Raw genomic sequence first — 16,484 nt, forward strand, 5'->3', positions numbered from 1 at the left:
TCAGGCGATCGGTGCTGCCGACCACTCACCGTTGACCAGGCGCTTGAGACCCAGCGGATTGCTGTTGCGCAGCGCCTCGGGCAGCAAGGCTTCAGGGTAGTTCTGGTAGCACACCGGACGCAGGAAGCGATCGATCGCCAAGGTGCCCACCGACGTGCCTCGGGCATCGGAGGTGGCCGGGTAAGGGCCGCCATGCACCATGGCATCACACACCTCGACACCGGTCGGGTAACCGTTGACCAGGATGCGCCCGACCTTCTGCTCCAGCAGCGGCACCAGCCACTGATAAGCCTGGAGGTCGCCCGGCTCGCCGATCAGGGTGGCGGTCAACTGGCCACGCAAGCCCTGCAGGGCTGCCTTGAGCTCGGCGTCATCGCGTGCTTCGACGATGATGGTGGCAGGGCCGAAGACCTCTTCCTGCAGCAGTTCGTCGCCGTTCAGCAGTAGCGCAACGTCGGCCTTGAACAGTTGTGGGCGGGCCTGGTTGCCTTCTTGCGGTTGACCCGCCAGGTGGCTGATCCCGTTGTGCCCGTGCAGGTGCTCAAGGCCTTTGCTGTAGCTGCGCAGCCCGCCGGCATTGAGCATGGTTTGCGGCGCCTGGGCAGCCATCTGTTCTTGCAGGTGGGTCTGGAATGCGCTGAAGGCTGGCGAGCTGATACCGAGCACCAGGCCTGGGTTGGTGCAGAACTGTCCACAGCCCATGACCACCGATGCGGCCAGCTCGCGAGCGACGGTTTCGCCTCGCTGTGCCAGGGCACCCGGCAGCAGGATCACCGGGTTGATGCTTGACATTTCTGCGAACACCGGAATCGGCTGTGGGCGCTCGGCGGCCATCTTGCACAGGGCATTGCCGCCACTGAGCGAGCCGGTGAAGCCGACGGCCTGGATTGCCGGGTGCTTGACCAGGTACTCACCTACGCCAGCACCGAAAATCATGTTGAACACACCCTTGGGCATGCGGGTGCGCTCGGCGGCACGGATTATCGCGCAGCCCACCAGGTCGGCTGTGGCCATGTGTCCGCTATGGGCCTTGAACACTACCGGGCAGCCGGCTGCCAGCGCTGCAGCGGTATCGCCACCTGCCGTGGAAAAAGCCAGGGGGAAGTTGCTGGCGCCGAACACCGCCACCGGGCCGACGCCAATGCGCATCTGGCGCAGGTCAACACGAGGCAGGGGCGTGCGCTCGGGCAGGGCGAGGTCGATACGTGCGCCGAGGAAGTCGCCACGCTGCAAGACCTGGGCGAACAGGCGCATCTGGCCGCTGGTGCGACCGCGTTCGCCCTGGATACGGGCAGCGGGCAGGGCGGTTTCCTGGCAGACGATGGCAACAAAATCATCGCCCAGCGCATCCAGTTCGTCAGCGATGGCCAGCAGAAATTCGCCGCGACGCTGCGGGCTCAGTTGCCGGTACTCGACAAAGGCGGCTTCAGCGGCACGGGCAGCGCTGTCGACTTCGTGCTCGGTGGCTTGAATGAAGGTGAAGGGCAGTGCCTGACCCGTGCTGGCGTCGAGGCTTTTCAATGGCTGTGTACCGGCCGCGCTACGCGTACCGGCAATGAAGTTATGACCAAGAACGGTGGGCATGAGGCTCTCCGGGTTCTGTGAGTGAAGCTGGATGACGGACATCGTATGACTTGGCTCAGGCCTGTACACGCTCCTCCCAGCGCCCTGGGGCGCTGGGGGACTGGCCTCAGGTAATGGGCGCCGGGTTGAACAGGGTGATGTCGTTGTGCAGTTTGTAACGTTCGGCCCAGGTCTGTTTGCGGCCGCTGGCTACGTCCAGGTAGTAGTGGAACAGCTCCCAGCCCAGTTCTTCGATGCTGGCGCGGCCAGTGGCAATGCGCCCGGCATCGATGTCGATCAGGTCGGGCCAGCGCTCTGCCAGCTCGGTACGGGTCGAGACCTTGACCACCGGTGCCATGGCCAGTCCGTACGGCGTGCCGCGACCGGTAGTGAACACGTGCAGGTTCATCCCGGCGGCCAGTTGCAAGGTGCCGCAGACAAAGTCGCTGGCCGGGGTGGCGCAGAACACCAGGCCCTTGCTGGCCACGCGTTCGCCCGGGCCGAGCACGCCATTGATGGCGCTGCTGCCGGACTTGACGATCGAGCCCAGCGACTTTTCAACGATGTTGGACAGGCCGCCTTTCTTGTTGCCCGGTGTGGTGTTGGCGCTGCGGTCGGCTTCGCCGCGCTGCAGGTACTGGTCGTACCAATCCATTTCGCGAACCAGGGCGGCGGCGACTTCCGGGGTTTCGGCGCGGGAGGTGAGCATGTAGATGGCGTCACGTACTTCGGTGACTTCCGAGAACATTACCGTCGCCCCGGCGCGAATCAGCAAGTCGGAGGCATAGCCCAGTGCCGGGTTGGCGGTGATCCCGGAAAATGCATCGCTGCCCCCGCACTGCATGCCAAGGATCAGCTCAGCGGCCGGGACGGTTTCGCGACGGCGCTGGTCGAGCTTCTTCAGGCGGGTTTCGGCCAGTTCCATGATCTGCTCGACCATCTCGGCAAAGCCGTGGCTGGCGTCCTGCAGGCGGTACAACCAGGGCTCGCTGAGGTCGACCGAGGTGTCGTTCTCGTGCATCACCTGGCCGGCCTGCAGCTTCTCGCAACCGAGGCTGATGACCAGCGCTTCGCCGCCCAGATTGGGGTTGCGCGCGAGGTTGCGCACGGTGCGGATCGGAATGTAGGCGTCGCGGGCATTGATCGCCACGCCACAGCCATAGCTGTGGGTCAGGGCCACCACGTCATCGACATGCGGGTACTTGGGCAGCAGCTCGTCGCGAATGCGTTTGACGGCATGGTCGAGTACGCCGGTTACGCATTGCACGGTGGTGGTGATGCCGAGAATGTTGCGCGTACCGACCGTGCCGTCGGCATTGCGGTAGCCCTCAAAGGTGTAGCCTTCCAGCGGCGGCAGGGGCGCGGGGACGGCGTCGGCCATCGGCAGGCTGTCCAGCGGCGGTGCCGAGGGCATGGCCAGCTGGGTTTCCTTGACCCAGCTGCCTTGTGCCAGGTCTTGCAGGGCGTAGCCGATCACCTGGCCGTAGCGCACCACTTTATCGCCCTTGGCGATGTTCACCAGAGCGACCTTGTGGCTCTGGGGGATGCCTTCGGTCACCGTCAGGCCGTCGGCAAAGCGGCTGCCTTGCGCGACTCCCTGATCATTCACCACGACAACAACGTTGTCCTGTTCGTGCAGGCGCACGTAGCGGGGTGAATCGGCGTGTTCGATCATGTGCATGGGGTGGCCCTTCTTGTGCTTTGTTCAGGCTGATCAGCACGCCTGCGGCCGAAGCCGCAGGCGTTTTACTCAACGGCGGGATTCGGCGAGTGCGGCAGCGCCAGGCTGTGCGTGCTCATTGCCGTTCTTGTTGGCACCTTCGCGCAATTCGATGCGCTTGATCGGACCGACGATCACCAGGTAGCTGAACACCGCGACCAGGGCGTTGGCGCCGACATACACCAGTGCCCATTTGAACGAGCCGGTGGCGCTGATGATGTAGCCGATGATAATCGGCGTGGTGATCGAGGCGATGTTACCGAAGGTGTTGAACATGCCCCCGGACAGGCCGGCGATCTGCTTCGGCGACGTGTCGGAAACCACTGCCCAGCCCAGCGCACCAAGGCCTTTGCCAAAGAAGGCCAGGGCCATGATGCCCACCACCATCCATTCGGCATCGACGTAATTGCAGATGATCATCGAGGTCGACAGCAGCAGGCCGATGACGATCGGCGCCTTGCGGGCAAAGGTCAGCGAGTTGCCGCGACGCAGCAGGTGGTCAGAGATGATCCCGCCGAGGACGCCACCGACAAAGCCGCAGATCGCCGGCAGCGAGGCGATGAAGCCAGCCTTGAGGATCGACATGCCGCGCTCCTGCACCAGGTACACCGGGAACCAGGTCAGGAAGAAGTAGGTGATGGCGTTGATGCAGTACTGGCCCAGGTAGATACCGAGCATCATGCGGCTGCTGAGCAGCTGCTTGATGTAGCCCCATTTCGGACCGCTGCTGCCGGCCTGGCGTGGTTTGTCCATGTCCACCAGACCGCCGTTCTGCTCGATGTGCTCAAGCTCGGCGGCACTGATCATCGGGTGCTCTTTGGGGTTGTAGATCAACTTCAGCCAGGCGATGGAGAACAGGATGCCCAGCACGCCCATGACGATGAACACATGCTCCCAGCCCCAGGCGTGGACAATCCAGCCCATCAAGGGCGCGAACAGTACCGTGGCGAAGTATTGCGCGGAATTGAAAATGGCCGATGCGGTGCCGCGTTCGGCGGTGGGAAACCACGCCGCAACAATGCGTGCGTTACCCGGGAAAGACGGGGCTTCGGCGAAGCCGACCAGAAAGCGCAGCATGAACAGCGCAATGATTGCATTGGCCACCGGCAGGTAGCCGACAAAGCCTTGCAGCACGGTGAAGGCCGACCAGGTGAAGATGCTCAGTGCGTAGATTTTTTTCGAGCCGAAGCGGTCGAGCAGCCAGCCACCGGGGATCTGTCCCAGGACATAGGCCCAGCCGAAAGCGGAGAAAATATAGCCAAGGGTAATGGCATCGATGCCCAGGTCCTTCTGCAAGCTCGAGCCTGCGATGGAGATGGTCGCGCGGTCGGCGTAATTGATCGTGGTCACGACGAACAGCATGAACAGGATCAGGTAGCGTACATGCGTCTTTTTGGTCGCTTGCATGCAGGTGTACTCCCACTAATTATTTTTGTGCGGGGTTCTGTTTTTGGGGAGCCGAAGGGGCAGGTTTCGGCTCCGGCGACTTGTGGTCGCGTGGGTGCGTCAGGCGTTATTGCGCACCCTGCTTGTCCATCAGTGCCGCGAGCATTTCGTACTCGTCCGGCGTCAGGTCGGTCAGCGGCGTGCGCACCGGGCCTGCGTCGTAACCGGCGATCTTCGCCCCTGCCTTGACGATGCTGACGGCATAACCGGCCTTGCGGTTACGGATGTCCAGGTACGGCAGGAAGAAGTCGTCGATGATCTTGGCGACGGTGGCGTGATCGTCGCGGGCGATGGCGTGGTAGAAGTCCATCGCGGTTTTCGGGATGAAGTTGAACACCGCCGACGAGTACACCGGCACGCCCAGGGCCTTGTACGCCGCGGCATAGACTTCTGCAGTCGGCAGGCCACCCAGGTATGAGAAGCGTTCACCCAGGCGGCGACGGATCGACACCATCAGCTCGATATCACCCAGGCCATCCTTGTAGCCGATCAGGTTCGGGCAGCGCTCGGCCAGTTGTTCCAGCTGCACGGCATTGAGTCGGCAGACGTTGCGATTGTAAACCACCACACCGATATCCACCGACTTGCACACCGCTTCAACGTGAGCGGCGACGCCGTCCTGGCTGGCTTCGGTCAGGTAATGCGGCAGCAGCAGCAGGCCTTTGGCGCCCAGACGCTGGGCTTCCTGAGCATATTCGATGGCCTGGCGGGTCGAGCCGCCAACGCCGGCGAGGATCGGTACGCTGGTGGCGCAGGTGTCGACGGCGGTCTTGATGATTTCCGAGTATTCACTGGCAGCCAGGGAGAAAAACTCACCCGTGCCGCCGGCGGCGAACAGGGCGCTGGCGCCGTACGGGGCCAGCCATTCCAGGCGCTTGATGTAACCGGCGCGATTGAAGTCGCCCTGGGCATTGAAGTCGGTAACCGGGAAGGACAACAGGCCGTGGGAGAGGATGGATTTCAGTTCTTGTGGATTCATTGTTGTAGAACACCCTGTAAGACACATTGGAAGACGCAGCGGTACTCGAGTAGAGATACGTTATCGTACAACTTAAAATGTGACTAGCCCCACTGGTCCTCTTTTTTGGTTGATGCACGTCGTTCTTCGCGGGCAAGCCTCGCTCCTATAGGGACGGTGATGTGATCCCGTAGGAGCCAGGCTTGCCGGCGAACCAGGCGCCGCGGTGTGCCTGCTACACCGCGGCCATAGCGATTTAGGTCTGGGTCTTAACCAAGGCAGCGCGTTACGTGTTTCACCGACTGGTACGACGACAATCCCCAAGGCCCGAGCTCGCGGCCGATGCCGCTGCCTTTGGTGCCGCCCCATGAGGTTTCGACGAACACCGCCTGGATCGAGTTGATCCACACATGGCCGACTTCCAGGGCATCGGCGACGCGCTCGGCACGGACCAGGTCGCTGGAGCAGACGGTGGCCACCAGGCCAAAACGGCTGTCGTTGGCCAGCGCAATTGCTTCTTCCTCGGTGCTGAAGCGACGGCTGCACAGTACCGGGCCAAAAATCTCCTCGGTCCACAGGCGGCTATCGGTCGGCACGTCGGTGTACAGCGTCGGGCTGACGAACCAGCCTTCACGGTCCACAACCTGGCCGCCGGTGAGGCAATGCAGGCCTTCTTCGCGGGCGACGTCGAAGTAACTGGCAACCTTGTGCCACTGCGCCTGGCTGGTCAGCGGGCCCATGTCGACTTCTTCGGTCAGCGGGTTACCCACGCGGAATTTTTCCAGTGCCGCTTGCAAGCGTGGCAACAGGGCATCGGCGATGCCGTCCTGGACCAGCAGGCGCGAGGTCGCCGAACACATCTGCCCGGCGTTCCAGGTGATGCCGGCGACGATCCACTCCACGGCCTGGTCCGGGTCGCAGTCATCGAACACCAGGATCGCCGACTTGCCACCCAGTTCCAGGGTGACCGGGCGGCAGTGATCGGCAGCACTGCGCATGACCTGGCTGCCAACGCCATTGCTGCCGGTAAAGGACAGTTTGTCCAGGCCGTTATGGCTGCTCAGCGCTGCCCCGGTTTCGGCTTTGCCGTTGACGATGTTGAGCACGCCGGCAGGCAAGCCCAGGGCGTCGGCGATCTGGCCGTAGGCCTGCTCGATCAGCGGCGTGACCTCGGACGGCTTGAGTACCACGGTGCAACCTGCGGCCAGCGCCGGTGCGAGTTTCCAGGCACTGGTCACCAGCGGGAAGTTCCACGGCACGATCAGGCCGACCACGCCGACCGGCTCAAGGCGAGTGCGGGCGCTGAAGCCTGGCGCGGCCAGTGCCACATCGCGGTTTTTCTGTGGCAGCTGCTCGGCAAGATCGGCGTAGTAGTTGAAGGTGGCGATGGCATCATCCAGGTCGATCTCAACCTCGTGACGCGGCTTGCCGTTGTTCTGCATCTGCAGCGCGATCAGCGCTTCGCGGCGTTGCCCCAGTTGCGTGGCAAAGCCCCGCAGGCAGGTGGCACGCTCGCCCGGGCTGGTAAGCTTCCAGGTTGGCAGCGCCTGGCGGGCAGCAGCCACGGCCTGGTCGACCTGAGCGGTACTGGCCGAGATCAGCTCGGCGAAGGGTTGGCCCAGCGACGGGTCGAAGACGGCAATGCAATCGCTGCCTTGGCCCTCGACCCAGCGGCCGTCAATGTAATGAGGAGTGGTCATGGCATAGCTCCGGTCAGGCCATCTCGGCAGTGCTCAGCGGTACGCTCGAGGCGCTTTTGCAGCGTACCCAGCGCGGACCGCGAGGGCCGTAGACACCAGCAGGTTCAGGGAAAAGGTTGAGCAGGGTCAGGTACAGCGCGCCAGCCAGGCCGAGGGTCACCGGCAGGCTCAGGTCGATGCCGCCGGCCAGGTCGCCCAGCGGGCCGACAAACTGCCCGGGCAGGTTGACGAAGCACAGGCCGACCACCGCGCTCGGGATCCAGGCACCCATGCCGCGCCAGTTCCAGCCGTGCTGGAACCAGTAGTGGCCGCCGCGTTCGCCACGGGTGAACACTTGCAGGTCATCGGCGTGGTAGAAGCCACGGCGGGTGATCAGGCCGAGAATCATGATCACCATCCACGGGCTGGTGCAGGTAATGATCAGGACGGCGAAGGTGGACACGCTCTGCACCAGGTTGAAGGTGAAGCGGCCGATGAAGATGAAGGCGATGGCCGCGACACCGATCAGCACGGTCGCGCTGGCGCGGCTGAGCAGGCGCGGGAACACGCTGGACATGTCCAGGCCGGTGCCATACAGCGCGGTGGTGCCGGTGGACATGCCGCCGATGACGGCAATCAGGCACACCGGCAGGAAGAACCAGGTGGGCGAAATGGCCAGCAGGCCGCCGACATAGTTGTTCGCCTCGATGTACTGCGGTGCCTGGGTGGCCACCAGGGTGGCGGTGCACAGGCCGAACAGGAATGGAATCAGGGTACCGGCCTGGGCCGCAATGACCGCCAGCATGATCCGCGACTTGGGGGTTTGCCGCGGAATGTAGCGCGACCAGTCACCGAGAAAGGCACCGAACGACACCGGGTTGCTCATGGCCAGAATGGCGGCGCCCATGAAGGCGGCCCAGAAGCCCGGCTGACCGAGGTTGACGCTGCCGGCAAAGCGGGTGTCGAACGGGCCGGCAAAAGCGACGATGCCCAGCAGGAACAGCAGGCTCGAGGCCGAGACGGCGACCTTGTTGACCCACAGCATGAAGCGAAAGCCGTAGATGCAGACGATCAGTACCAGGATGGCGAACAGACCGTAGGCCAGGCCCAGGGTCAGGTCGGTTTCGGGCAGGCCGACCAGGCGCTTGGCGCCGCCGACCAATGCATCACCGGAGCTCCACACCGACAGCGAGAAAAACGCCACGGCGGTCAGCAACGACAGGAACGAGCCGACGATGCGCCCGTGCACGCCAAAGTGCGCGCCGGACGATACGGCATTGTTGGTGCCGTTGAGGGCACCGAACAGGCCCATCGGGGCAAGGATCAAGGCGCCGACCGCGACGCCGAGAATGATCGACCACAGGCCCGCCTCGAAAGACAGCCCGAACAATACCGGGAAGCTGCCCAGTACAGCGGTGGCGAAAGTGTTGGCGCCGCCGAAAATCAGGCGGAACAGGTCGGTTGGGGTGGCGTGGCGTTGATCGTCAGGGATCTGTTCCACACCGTTGGTTTCGATACCACTCGATTGCGTCATCGTAGGGCTCCAAGCGCTGTTGTTGTCGGCCGTCGCTCAGGCGCGGACCATTTTTTGGGTGCGTTGGCAGTAGCGGCAATGCCGCTGAAAAGGTTAAGCGGGGCTGACGACTGACAGGTGCTCGTGGCAGGCCAGCCAGCGTTCGCCTTCGCGGCGGAAAACAATGGTTTCCCGCTCTTCGAGCTGGTGTTCTTCACCCGCCAGGCGAATGTGGGTGGCGACGTCGTGCATGAAGATCGCTACATCACCCTGCAGGCTGACCTGGGCGTTGCTTGAACGGCAGCCGAGCACGGCGAAGCCTTCGGCCTGCCATTGCTGCCAGACCTGCTCATAGGCGTGGCGCGAGAGCAGCGGCTCGGGGAGGGTATGGAAGAGGAAGCTGGCGTCTTCGCTGAAGCAGGCGAAGTAGCGCGCGGTGTCGTTGCTGGCAAACGCGTCGACGAGATCGGCGGCAGCTTGGCGCACCTGATTCTGGAGAATTGGGTCCACGAGGGGGCCTCACGGTTATTGTGATTATCGTGGCGCGATTCTGGTGAGGGCCAGCGGCGGGAAGAATCGCTGACTGCAAATAATCAGTTCAGAAATTTCTGAACCAATCGCCGAGGTGCTGTTCATCATGAGGAATATTTGAGTTGATCTAAAAAATAATGAGTTTGTCTCACTATCGCGACCTGCCGACAATGGCGCCATTAAACGAATTGGAGTTTTGTCATGGCATTGGCCCATTCCCTTGGATTCCCGCGCATTGGCCGCGATCGCGAACTGAAGAAAGCCCAAGAGGCGTTCTGGAAGGGCGAGCTCAATGAAGCGGGCCTGCGTGCGGTGGGCAGTGAACTGCGCAAAACGCACTGGGCACTGCAGAAACAGGCCGGGATCGAGCTGTTGCCGGTGGGCGATTTCGCCTGGTACGACCAGGTGTTGACCCACTCGCTGATGTTCGGCGTGATCCCTGAGCGCTTCCGTCCACACGACGGCAAAGCCACCCTGCAGACCCTGTTCGGCATGGCGCGTGGCGTCAGCGACAGCTGTTGCGGTGGTGCCCATGCGCAGGAAATGACCAAGTGGTTCGACACCAACTACCACTACCTGGTACCGGAATTCAGCGCCGACCAGCAGTTCCAGCTGGGCTGGGAGCAACTGTTTGAAGAGGTTGCAGAGGCCCAGGCATTGGGCCACACGGTCAAGCCGGTAATCATCGGCCCGCTGACCTACCTGTGGCTGGGCAAAGCCAAAGGTGCGGCATTCGACAAACTTGAACTGCTCGATCGTCTGTTGCCGCTGTATGGCCAGATCTTCCAGCGTCTGGCGGCCCAAGGCGTCGAGTGGGTGCAGATCGACGAGCCGATCCTGGTACTGGACCTGCCGCAGGAATGGAAGAACGCTTTCGAGCGTGCCTACAACCAGATCCAGCGCGACCCGCTGAAAAAACTGCTCGCTACGTACTTCGGTGGCCTGGAAGAGAACCTGGGGCTGGCGGCCAACCTGCCGGTGGACGGTTTGCACATCGACCTGGTGCGTGCCCCTGAGCAGTACCCGACCATCCTCGATCGCCTGCCTGCCTACAAGATTCTGTCGCTGGGCCTGGTCAACGGTCGTAACGTCTGGCGCTGCGACCTGGAAAAAGCCCTGGAGGTACTTCAGCACGCCAACGAACGGTTGGGCGAGCGCCTGTGGGTAGCGCCTTCCTGTTCGCTGCTGCACAGCCCTGTAGACCTCGGGCGGGAAGACAAGCTGGATGCCGAGCTCAAAAGCTGGCTGGCCTTTGCCGTACAAAAATGCGAAGAAGTCGCCCTTCTTGCCCGTGCTGTCAACGAGCCGGAAGCGCAACCGGTGCTGGAGGCTTTGGCCCAGAGCCGTGCAGTACAAGCCAGCCGTGCTGCCTCGACACGTATTCACAAGCCGGCGGTGCAGGCGCGCGTTGCAGCTATCACCGGCAGTGACAGCCAGCGCCACTCGGCGTTTGCCAGCCGTATCACCAAGCAGCGCGCGGGGTTGGACTTGCCGCTGTTCCCGACCACTACCATCGGCTCGTTCCCGCAAACCGGGGCGATTCGCCTGGCGCGCCAGTCGTACAAGCAAGGCAAGTTGACCGAGGCGGAATACACCGAAGCGATGCACAGCGAAATCCGTCACGCCGTTGAAATCCAGGAGCGCCTCGGCCTGGACGTGCTGGTACACGGCGAAGCGGAACGCAACGACATGGTCGAGTACTTCGCCGAGCAGCTGGACGGTTACCTGTTCACCCGTTTTGGCTGGGTCCAGAGCTATGGTTCACGCTGTGTAAAACCTGCGGTGATCTTCGGCGACCTGAGCCGCCCGAACGCCATGACGGTGGAGTGGATCCGCTATGCCCAGGGTCTGACCGACAAAGTCATGAAGGGCATGCTCACGGGCCCGGTGACCATGCTGATGTGGTCGTTCCCGCGAGAAGACGTGACCCGTGAGGTGCAGGCACGCCAACTGGCGCTGGCCATTCGTGATGAAGTCGTCGATCTGGAAGCGGCGGGTATCAAGATCGTGCAGATCGATGAAGCCGCCTTCCGTGAAGGCCTGCCCCTGCGCCAGGCGCAATGGCAGCCTTATCTGGACTGGGCCACCGAGGTGTTCCGCCTGTGCGCCTCGGGTGTGCGAGACGAAACCCAGATCCACACCCATATGTGCTACAGCGAGTTCAACGATGTCATCGAGTCCATAGCTGCCATGGATGCCGACGTCATCACCATTGAAACATCGCGTTCGGACATGGAATTGCTGGAGGCGTTCGAGGCCTTTGCCTACCCGAACGAGATCGGCCCGGGGGTCTACGACATCCACTCGCCCCGCGTTCCGGATGTCGCGGAAATGGCCAACCTGCTGCGCAAGGCTGCCAAGCGTATCCCCGCCGAGCGCTTGTGGGTCAACCCCGACTGCGGCCTGAAAACCCGTGGTTGGCCAGAAACCGAGGCGGCCCTGGTGCACATGGTCAATGCGGCTCGGCAACTGCGTAAAGAGTGGGCATAAAGATATTGGCACCACGTCTGCTCTCATGACGTGTGATGTACGCAAAAACAAAAAGCCCCTTGAAGGTCAGGCCTTCAAGGGGCTTTTGTCGGTCGGGATCCGACGTTTGGTCAAGCGTTAGACGTTGAAGCGGAAGTGCATCACGTCGCCGTCTTTGACGATGTAGTCCTTGCCTTCCAGACGCCATTTACCGGCTTCTTTCGCGCCGCCTTCACCGTTGTACTTGATGAAGTCGTCATAGGCGACGACTTCGGCACGGATGAAGCCTTTTTCGAAGTCGGTGTGGATCACGCCGGCTGCCTGAGGTGCAGTGGCGCCAACGCGTACGGTCCAGGCGCGGACTTCCTGAACGCCGGCAGTGAAGTAGGTCTGCAGGTTCAGCAGCGAGTAACCGGCACGGATCACGCGGTTCAGGCCAGGCTCTTCGAGGCCCAGGGCTTCGAGGAACATGTCTTTCTCTTCGCCTTCGTCGAGCTCGGCGATTTCAGCTTCGATCTTGTTGCACACCGGCACCACGATCGCGCCTTCTTCTTCGGCAATGGCACGCACCACATCCAGGTGCGGGTTGTTGTCGAAGCCGTCTTCGGCAACGTTGGCGATGTACATCACCGGCTTGCTGGTCAGCAGGTGGAAGCCACGGATCACGGCCTTTTCGTCGTCTGCCATGTGCTTCATCAGGCTGCGCGCAGGCTTGCCTTCAGTGAAGTGCGGGATCAGCTTCTCGAGGATGGCTTTCTGTGCCAGGGCATCCTTGTCACCGCCCTTGGCGTTACGCGCGACTTTCTGCAGTTGCTTCTCGCAGCTGTCGAGGTCGGCGAAGATCAGTTCGAGGTCGATGATCTCGATGTCGCGCTTGGGGTCGACGCTGTTGGAGACGTGAATCACGTTCTCGTCTTCAAAGCAGCGGACCACGTGGGCGATGGCATCGGTTTCACGGATATTGGCCAGGAACTTGTTACCCAGGCCTTCGCCTTTCGACGCACCGGCCACCAGGCCTGCGATGTCGACGAATTCCATGGTGGTCGGCAGAACCTTGTTCGGCTTGACGATGGCCGCCAGCGCATCCAGGCGCGGATCAGGCATCGGCACGATGCCGCTGTTCGGCTCGATGGTGCAGAAGGGGAAGTTCTCCGCAGCAATACCGGACTTGGTCAGGGCGTTGAACAGGGTGGACTTGCCGACGTTGGGCAGACCGACGATGCCGCAATTGAAACCCATGGTGAATCCCTCTTCGTGGAGTCAAGCCTTCTGGCTGTGCAGCTCTCTCATCGCACGCGTCCAATCACCGGCGAGGATATCCGGCAGCACGCCGAGGGCAAAATCGATACTGGCGTCCAGTTTTTCCTGTTCGGCGCGCGGCGCCTTGCCCAGGACAAAACCGGAGACCCTGCTGCTGTCACCCGGGTGGCCAATGCCAAGCCGCAGACGGTGAAAGTCGTTCTTGTTGCCGAGCTGCGCAATGATGTCGCGCAGACCGTTGTGCCCGCCATGGCCGCCGCCCTTCTTGAGTTTGGCGACGCCCGGGGGCAGGTCGAGTTCGTCGTGGGCCACCAGGATGGCATCTGGCTCGATACGGAAAAAATTGGCCAGTGCAGCAACGGCTTGGCCGCTGCGGTTCATGTAGGTGGTCGGAATCAACAGACGAACGTCGTTGCCCTGATGGCTGAACTTAGCCGTCAGGCCGAAATACTTGCGGTCAGGCGTCAAGGTGACGCGCTGGGCGCTGGCGATGCGTTCTACGAAAAGAGCCCCTGCGTTATGCCGGGTCTGTTCGTATTCGGGGCCGGGATTTCCCAGGCCGACGATCAGTTGAATGGCGGTCACGTCAGGGGCTCTTCCTTGGAGTTGGGGGTTACAGTGCGGGGCACTGTAACCCGATCAACGCCGGCGTGCCGAGTGGATTACTCAGCAGCGCCTTCTGCAGCTTCAGGCGCAACACGCGGAGCGTGAACGTTGGCAACTGCTTTGTCATCACCGTGAGCCAGAGCAACGAACTCAACGCCTTTCGGAGCTTTGAGGTCCGACAGGTGAATGATGGTGCCGACTTCGGCCTTGGCCAGGTCAACTTCGATGAACTCAGGCAGGTCTTTGGCTTCGCAGGAAACTTCGATCTCGGCCACTACGTGGGAGATTTCGCCGCCTTTCTTGACCGGTGCTTCTTCGTTGATGAAGTGCACAGGAACGATAGCGGTCAGTTTCTGGCCAGCTACAACGCGGACGAAGTCAGCGTGCATGATGAACTGCTTGGCAGGGTGACGCTGCATGGCTTTAACAACGACGCTTTCTTTCTTGCCGTCGATGTTCAGCTCGATAACGTGGCTGAAAGCAGCTTCGTTTTCGAACAGCTTGGCAACTTCTTTAGCCAGCATGGTGATCGAAACTGGCTCTTTGTCACCGCCGTAAACTACAGCAGGAACGGAAGAGGCGAGACGACGCAGGCGGCGGCTCGCACCTTTCCCCAGGTCGGTACGCGCTTGGGCGTTCAGGATGAAATCAGTCATTTTGTATCTCCAAAATAGCCATCTCCCGCAGGCGTTTGCGACCAGCGCCAAACGGGATGGGCAAAAAAGCCCCGCCCCAACAACGAGTGTTGGGGCGGGGCGCTTTACGTCAACGTGTGTATCGCGAGAGCAGGGCTCTCAGCGGAACATCGCGCTGATCGATTCTTCATTGCTGATGCGGCGAACCGCTTCGGCAACAACCGGTGCAATATCCAGTTGACGGATACGGTCACAGGCTTGTGCAGCTGCGGACAGCGGGATGGTATTGGTAACCACCAGCTCGTCCAGCACGGAGTTCTCGATATTCTCGATCGCCCGACCCGACAGGACAGGGTGCGTGCAGTAGGCGTAAACCTTGGCAGCGCCGTGTTCTTTCAGGGCCTTGGCCGCATGGCACAGGGTGCCGGCGGTGTCGACCATGTCGTCGACGAGAATACAGGTACGTCCTTCGACGTCGCCGATGATATGCATCACTTCGGAGTGATTGGCCTTTTCACGGCGTTTGTCGATGATACCCAGATCGACACCCAGGGACTTGGCAACAGCACGTGCACGCACGACGCCGCCGATGTCCGGGGACACGATCATGAGGTTCTCGAAACGCTGGTCTTCGATGTCATCCACCAGAACGGGGGAGCCGTAGATGTTATCTACCGGAATATCGAAGAAACCCTGGATCTGGTCAGCGTGCAGATCGACAGTGAGAACACGGTCGATACCGACGACGGTGAGCATGTCAGCGACGACTTTGGCGCTGATAGCTACACGCGCCGAACGCGGACGGCGATCCTGGCGGGCATATCCGAAGTAAGGAATCACGGCAGTGATTCGGGACGCTGAGGAGCGGCGGAAGGCATCGGCCATCACTACCAGTTCCATCAGATTATCGTTGGTTGGCGCGCAAGTCGGCTGAATAATGAAAACGTCTTTACCGCGAACATTTTCATTGATCTCAGTGCTGATTTCGCCGTCGGAGAACTTACCGACAGAAACGTCACCGAGAGGGATATGCAGCTGACGTACGACACGCCGAGCCAGATCGGGGTTAGCGTTCCCCGTAAAGACCATCATCTTGGACACGCGCAGTACCTGAAGGCTGAGGGTATACCTGGATGAGTATAGGAAAATGGCAGGGGCGGCTGGATTCGAACCAACGCATGGCAGGATCAAAACCTGCTGCCTTACCGCTTGGCGACGCCCCTGTATCTGTTGCTGCGAGTACCTTGTACTCGATTCCTAGTGCAGGCTTTGAAGCTTACGATGCAACATCGAAATGTTGCTTCCTTTTGCTACAAACCCCGTCTGGGTATCTGCAAGAAGGGCCAAAACTTTATCAGCTTCAGCTTTGCTTGGGAAGGCCCCAAACACACAACTTCCAGTTCCGGTGAGTCTAGCTTCAGTGAATTTGTTTAGCAAATTCAGTGAGTTACGTACTTCTGGGTAACTCTGCTCTACTACCGGTTGGCAGTCATTACGACTGTTTCCCTTGGGAACGGGGCGCATCTTAAGGGGCAAGGAATCACGTGTCAACTGCGGATGTGAAAAAATTTCTGCTGTACTTACAAATACTTGTGGCACCAGCACGACGTACCAGGGTTCTTCCGGGTCGGCAGGGGTAAGGATTTCCCCGACACCTTCGGCGAAAGCCGCGTGGCCGCGCACGAACACCGGCACGTCGGCGCCCAGGCTCAGGCCCAGTTCGGCCAGCTGGTCTTCGCTGCACCGGGTGCCCCACAGGTGATCAAGGCCGAGCAGGGTAGTGGCCGCGTCCGAGCTGCCGCCACCGATGCCGCCGCCCATGGGCAGGACTTTCTTCAGCCAGATATCGGCGCCTTTGCCGCAGCCGGTCAGGGCTTGCAGTTTGCGCGCAGCCTTGACGATCAGGTTGCTGTCGTGGGGAACGCCGTCGATTGGCGTGTGCAGGTGGATCTCGCCGTCTTCGCGCGCGGCAAACGACAGTTCATCGCCGTAGTCGAGAAACTGGAACAGCGTTTCCAGCAGGTGGTAGCCGTCGGCGCGGCGTCCCAGAATGTGCAGCATCAGGTTGAGTTTTGCCGGTGCCGGCAGGGTCAGCGTGGTCATG

Annotated in this window: 13 protein-coding genes and 1 tRNA gene; 1 reads left to right on the top strand and 13 read right to left on the bottom strand. The window is 61.4% G+C overall.

Features of this window, described 5'->3' with window-relative positions; translation table 11 throughout:
- The 7 genes from I5S59_RS04895 to I5S59_RS04925 all read right to left on the bottom strand — a co-directional run bounded on the left by I5S59_RS04895 (window position 1) and on the right by I5S59_RS04925 (window position 9,380).
- Window positions 1-1,584, bottom strand: coding sequence for an aldehyde dehydrogenase (NADP(+)) (locus tag I5S59_RS04895; RefSeq protein ID WP_197875634.1), 1,584 nt, complete (start codon window positions 1,582-1,584; stop codon window positions 1-3).
- Between the two features lie 106 nt (window positions 1,585-1,690).
- Window positions 1,691-3,244, bottom strand: a complete 1,554-nt coding sequence (garD, locus tag I5S59_RS04900; RefSeq protein WP_197875635.1) for a galactarate dehydratase — start codon at window positions 3,242-3,244, stop codon at window positions 1,691-1,693.
- A 69-nt stretch (window positions 3,245-3,313) separates the two neighbouring features.
- Window positions 3,314-4,690 (bottom strand): MFS transporter, encoded by a 1,377-nt coding sequence (locus I5S59_RS04905; protein ID WP_197875636.1) that lies wholly within the window; start codon window positions 4,688-4,690, stop codon window positions 3,314-3,316.
- Window positions 4,691-4,796: 106 nt separating this feature from the next.
- On the bottom strand, window positions 4,797-5,708 hold the full coding sequence (gene kdgD, locus I5S59_RS04910) for a 5-dehydro-4-deoxyglucarate dehydratase (protein WP_128322812.1): 912 nt from the start codon (window positions 5,706-5,708) through the stop codon (window positions 4,797-4,799).
- A 248-nt stretch (window positions 5,709-5,956) separates the two neighbouring features.
- The gene (locus tag I5S59_RS04915; protein WP_197875637.1) at window positions 5,957-7,387 is read right to left on the bottom strand and encodes an aldehyde dehydrogenase family protein; all 1,431 of its coding nucleotides are present in this window, start codon (window positions 7,385-7,387) and stop codon (window positions 5,957-5,959) included.
- A gap of 13 nt (window positions 7,388-7,400) precedes the next feature.
- Complete coding sequence (locus I5S59_RS04920) at window positions 7,401-8,900, bottom strand: purine-cytosine permease family protein (RefSeq protein WP_128322810.1); 1,500 nt, start codon at window positions 8,898-8,900, stop codon at window positions 7,401-7,403.
- A gap of 93 nt (window positions 8,901-8,993) precedes the next feature.
- Window positions 8,994-9,380 carry a nuclear transport factor 2 family protein gene (locus I5S59_RS04925; RefSeq protein WP_241653151.1) on the bottom strand — a complete coding sequence of 129 codons (387 nt, stop codon included), beginning with the start codon at window positions 9,378-9,380 and terminating at the stop codon, window positions 8,994-8,996.
- Window positions 9,381-9,611: 231 nt separating this feature from the next.
- On the opposite strand from I5S59_RS04925, the gene metE reads away from it, so the two are divergent.
- Window positions 9,612-11,900: a 5-methyltetrahydropteroyltriglutamate--homocysteine S-methyltransferase gene (gene metE / locus I5S59_RS04930; protein WP_197875638.1), complete on the top strand. Its 2,289-nt coding sequence runs from the start codon at window positions 9,612-9,614 to the stop codon at window positions 11,898-11,900.
- 117 nt (window positions 11,901-12,017) lie between these two features.
- On the opposite strand, the gene ychF is transcribed toward metE, so the two are convergent.
- The 6 genes from ychF to ispE all read right to left on the bottom strand — a co-directional run bounded on the left by ychF (window position 12,018) and on the right by ispE (window position 16,483).
- The gene (gene ychF / locus I5S59_RS04935) at window positions 12,018-13,118 is read right to left on the bottom strand and encodes a redox-regulated ATPase YchF (RefSeq protein WP_197875639.1); all 1,101 of its coding nucleotides are present in this window, start codon (window positions 13,116-13,118) and stop codon (window positions 12,018-12,020) included.
- Window positions 13,119-13,139: 21 nt separating this feature from the next.
- Window positions 13,140-13,724, bottom strand: coding sequence for an aminoacyl-tRNA hydrolase (pth, locus tag I5S59_RS04940; RefSeq protein WP_128322799.1), 585 nt, complete (start codon window positions 13,722-13,724; stop codon window positions 13,140-13,142).
- Window positions 13,725-13,801: 77 nt separating this feature from the next.
- A complete protein-coding gene (locus tag I5S59_RS04945; protein WP_128322798.1) occupies window positions 13,802-14,401 on the bottom strand; it encodes a 50S ribosomal protein L25/general stress protein Ctc in 600 nt (199 codons plus the stop codon).
- 138 nt (window positions 14,402-14,539) lie between these two features.
- Window positions 14,540-15,481: a ribose-phosphate pyrophosphokinase gene (locus I5S59_RS04950; RefSeq protein WP_009405962.1), complete on the bottom strand. Its 942-nt coding sequence runs from the start codon at window positions 15,479-15,481 to the stop codon at window positions 14,540-14,542.
- Window positions 15,482-15,528: 47 nt separating this feature from the next.
- A tRNA-Gln gene (locus I5S59_RS04955) sits at window positions 15,529-15,603 on the bottom strand.
- Window positions 15,604-15,637: 34 nt separating this feature from the next.
- A complete protein-coding gene (ispE, locus tag I5S59_RS04960; RefSeq protein ID WP_197875640.1) occupies window positions 15,638-16,483 on the bottom strand; it encodes a 4-(cytidine 5'-diphospho)-2-C-methyl-D-erythritol kinase in 846 nt (281 codons plus the stop codon).
- Between the last annotated feature and the right edge of the window lies 1 nt (window position 16,484).

This window comes from Pseudomonas alkylphenolica, assembly GCF_016009175.1.
In the GTDB taxonomy this organism is placed as follows: domain Bacteria; phylum Pseudomonadota; class Gammaproteobacteria; order Pseudomonadales; family Pseudomonadaceae; genus Aquipseudomonas; species Aquipseudomonas alkylphenolica_B.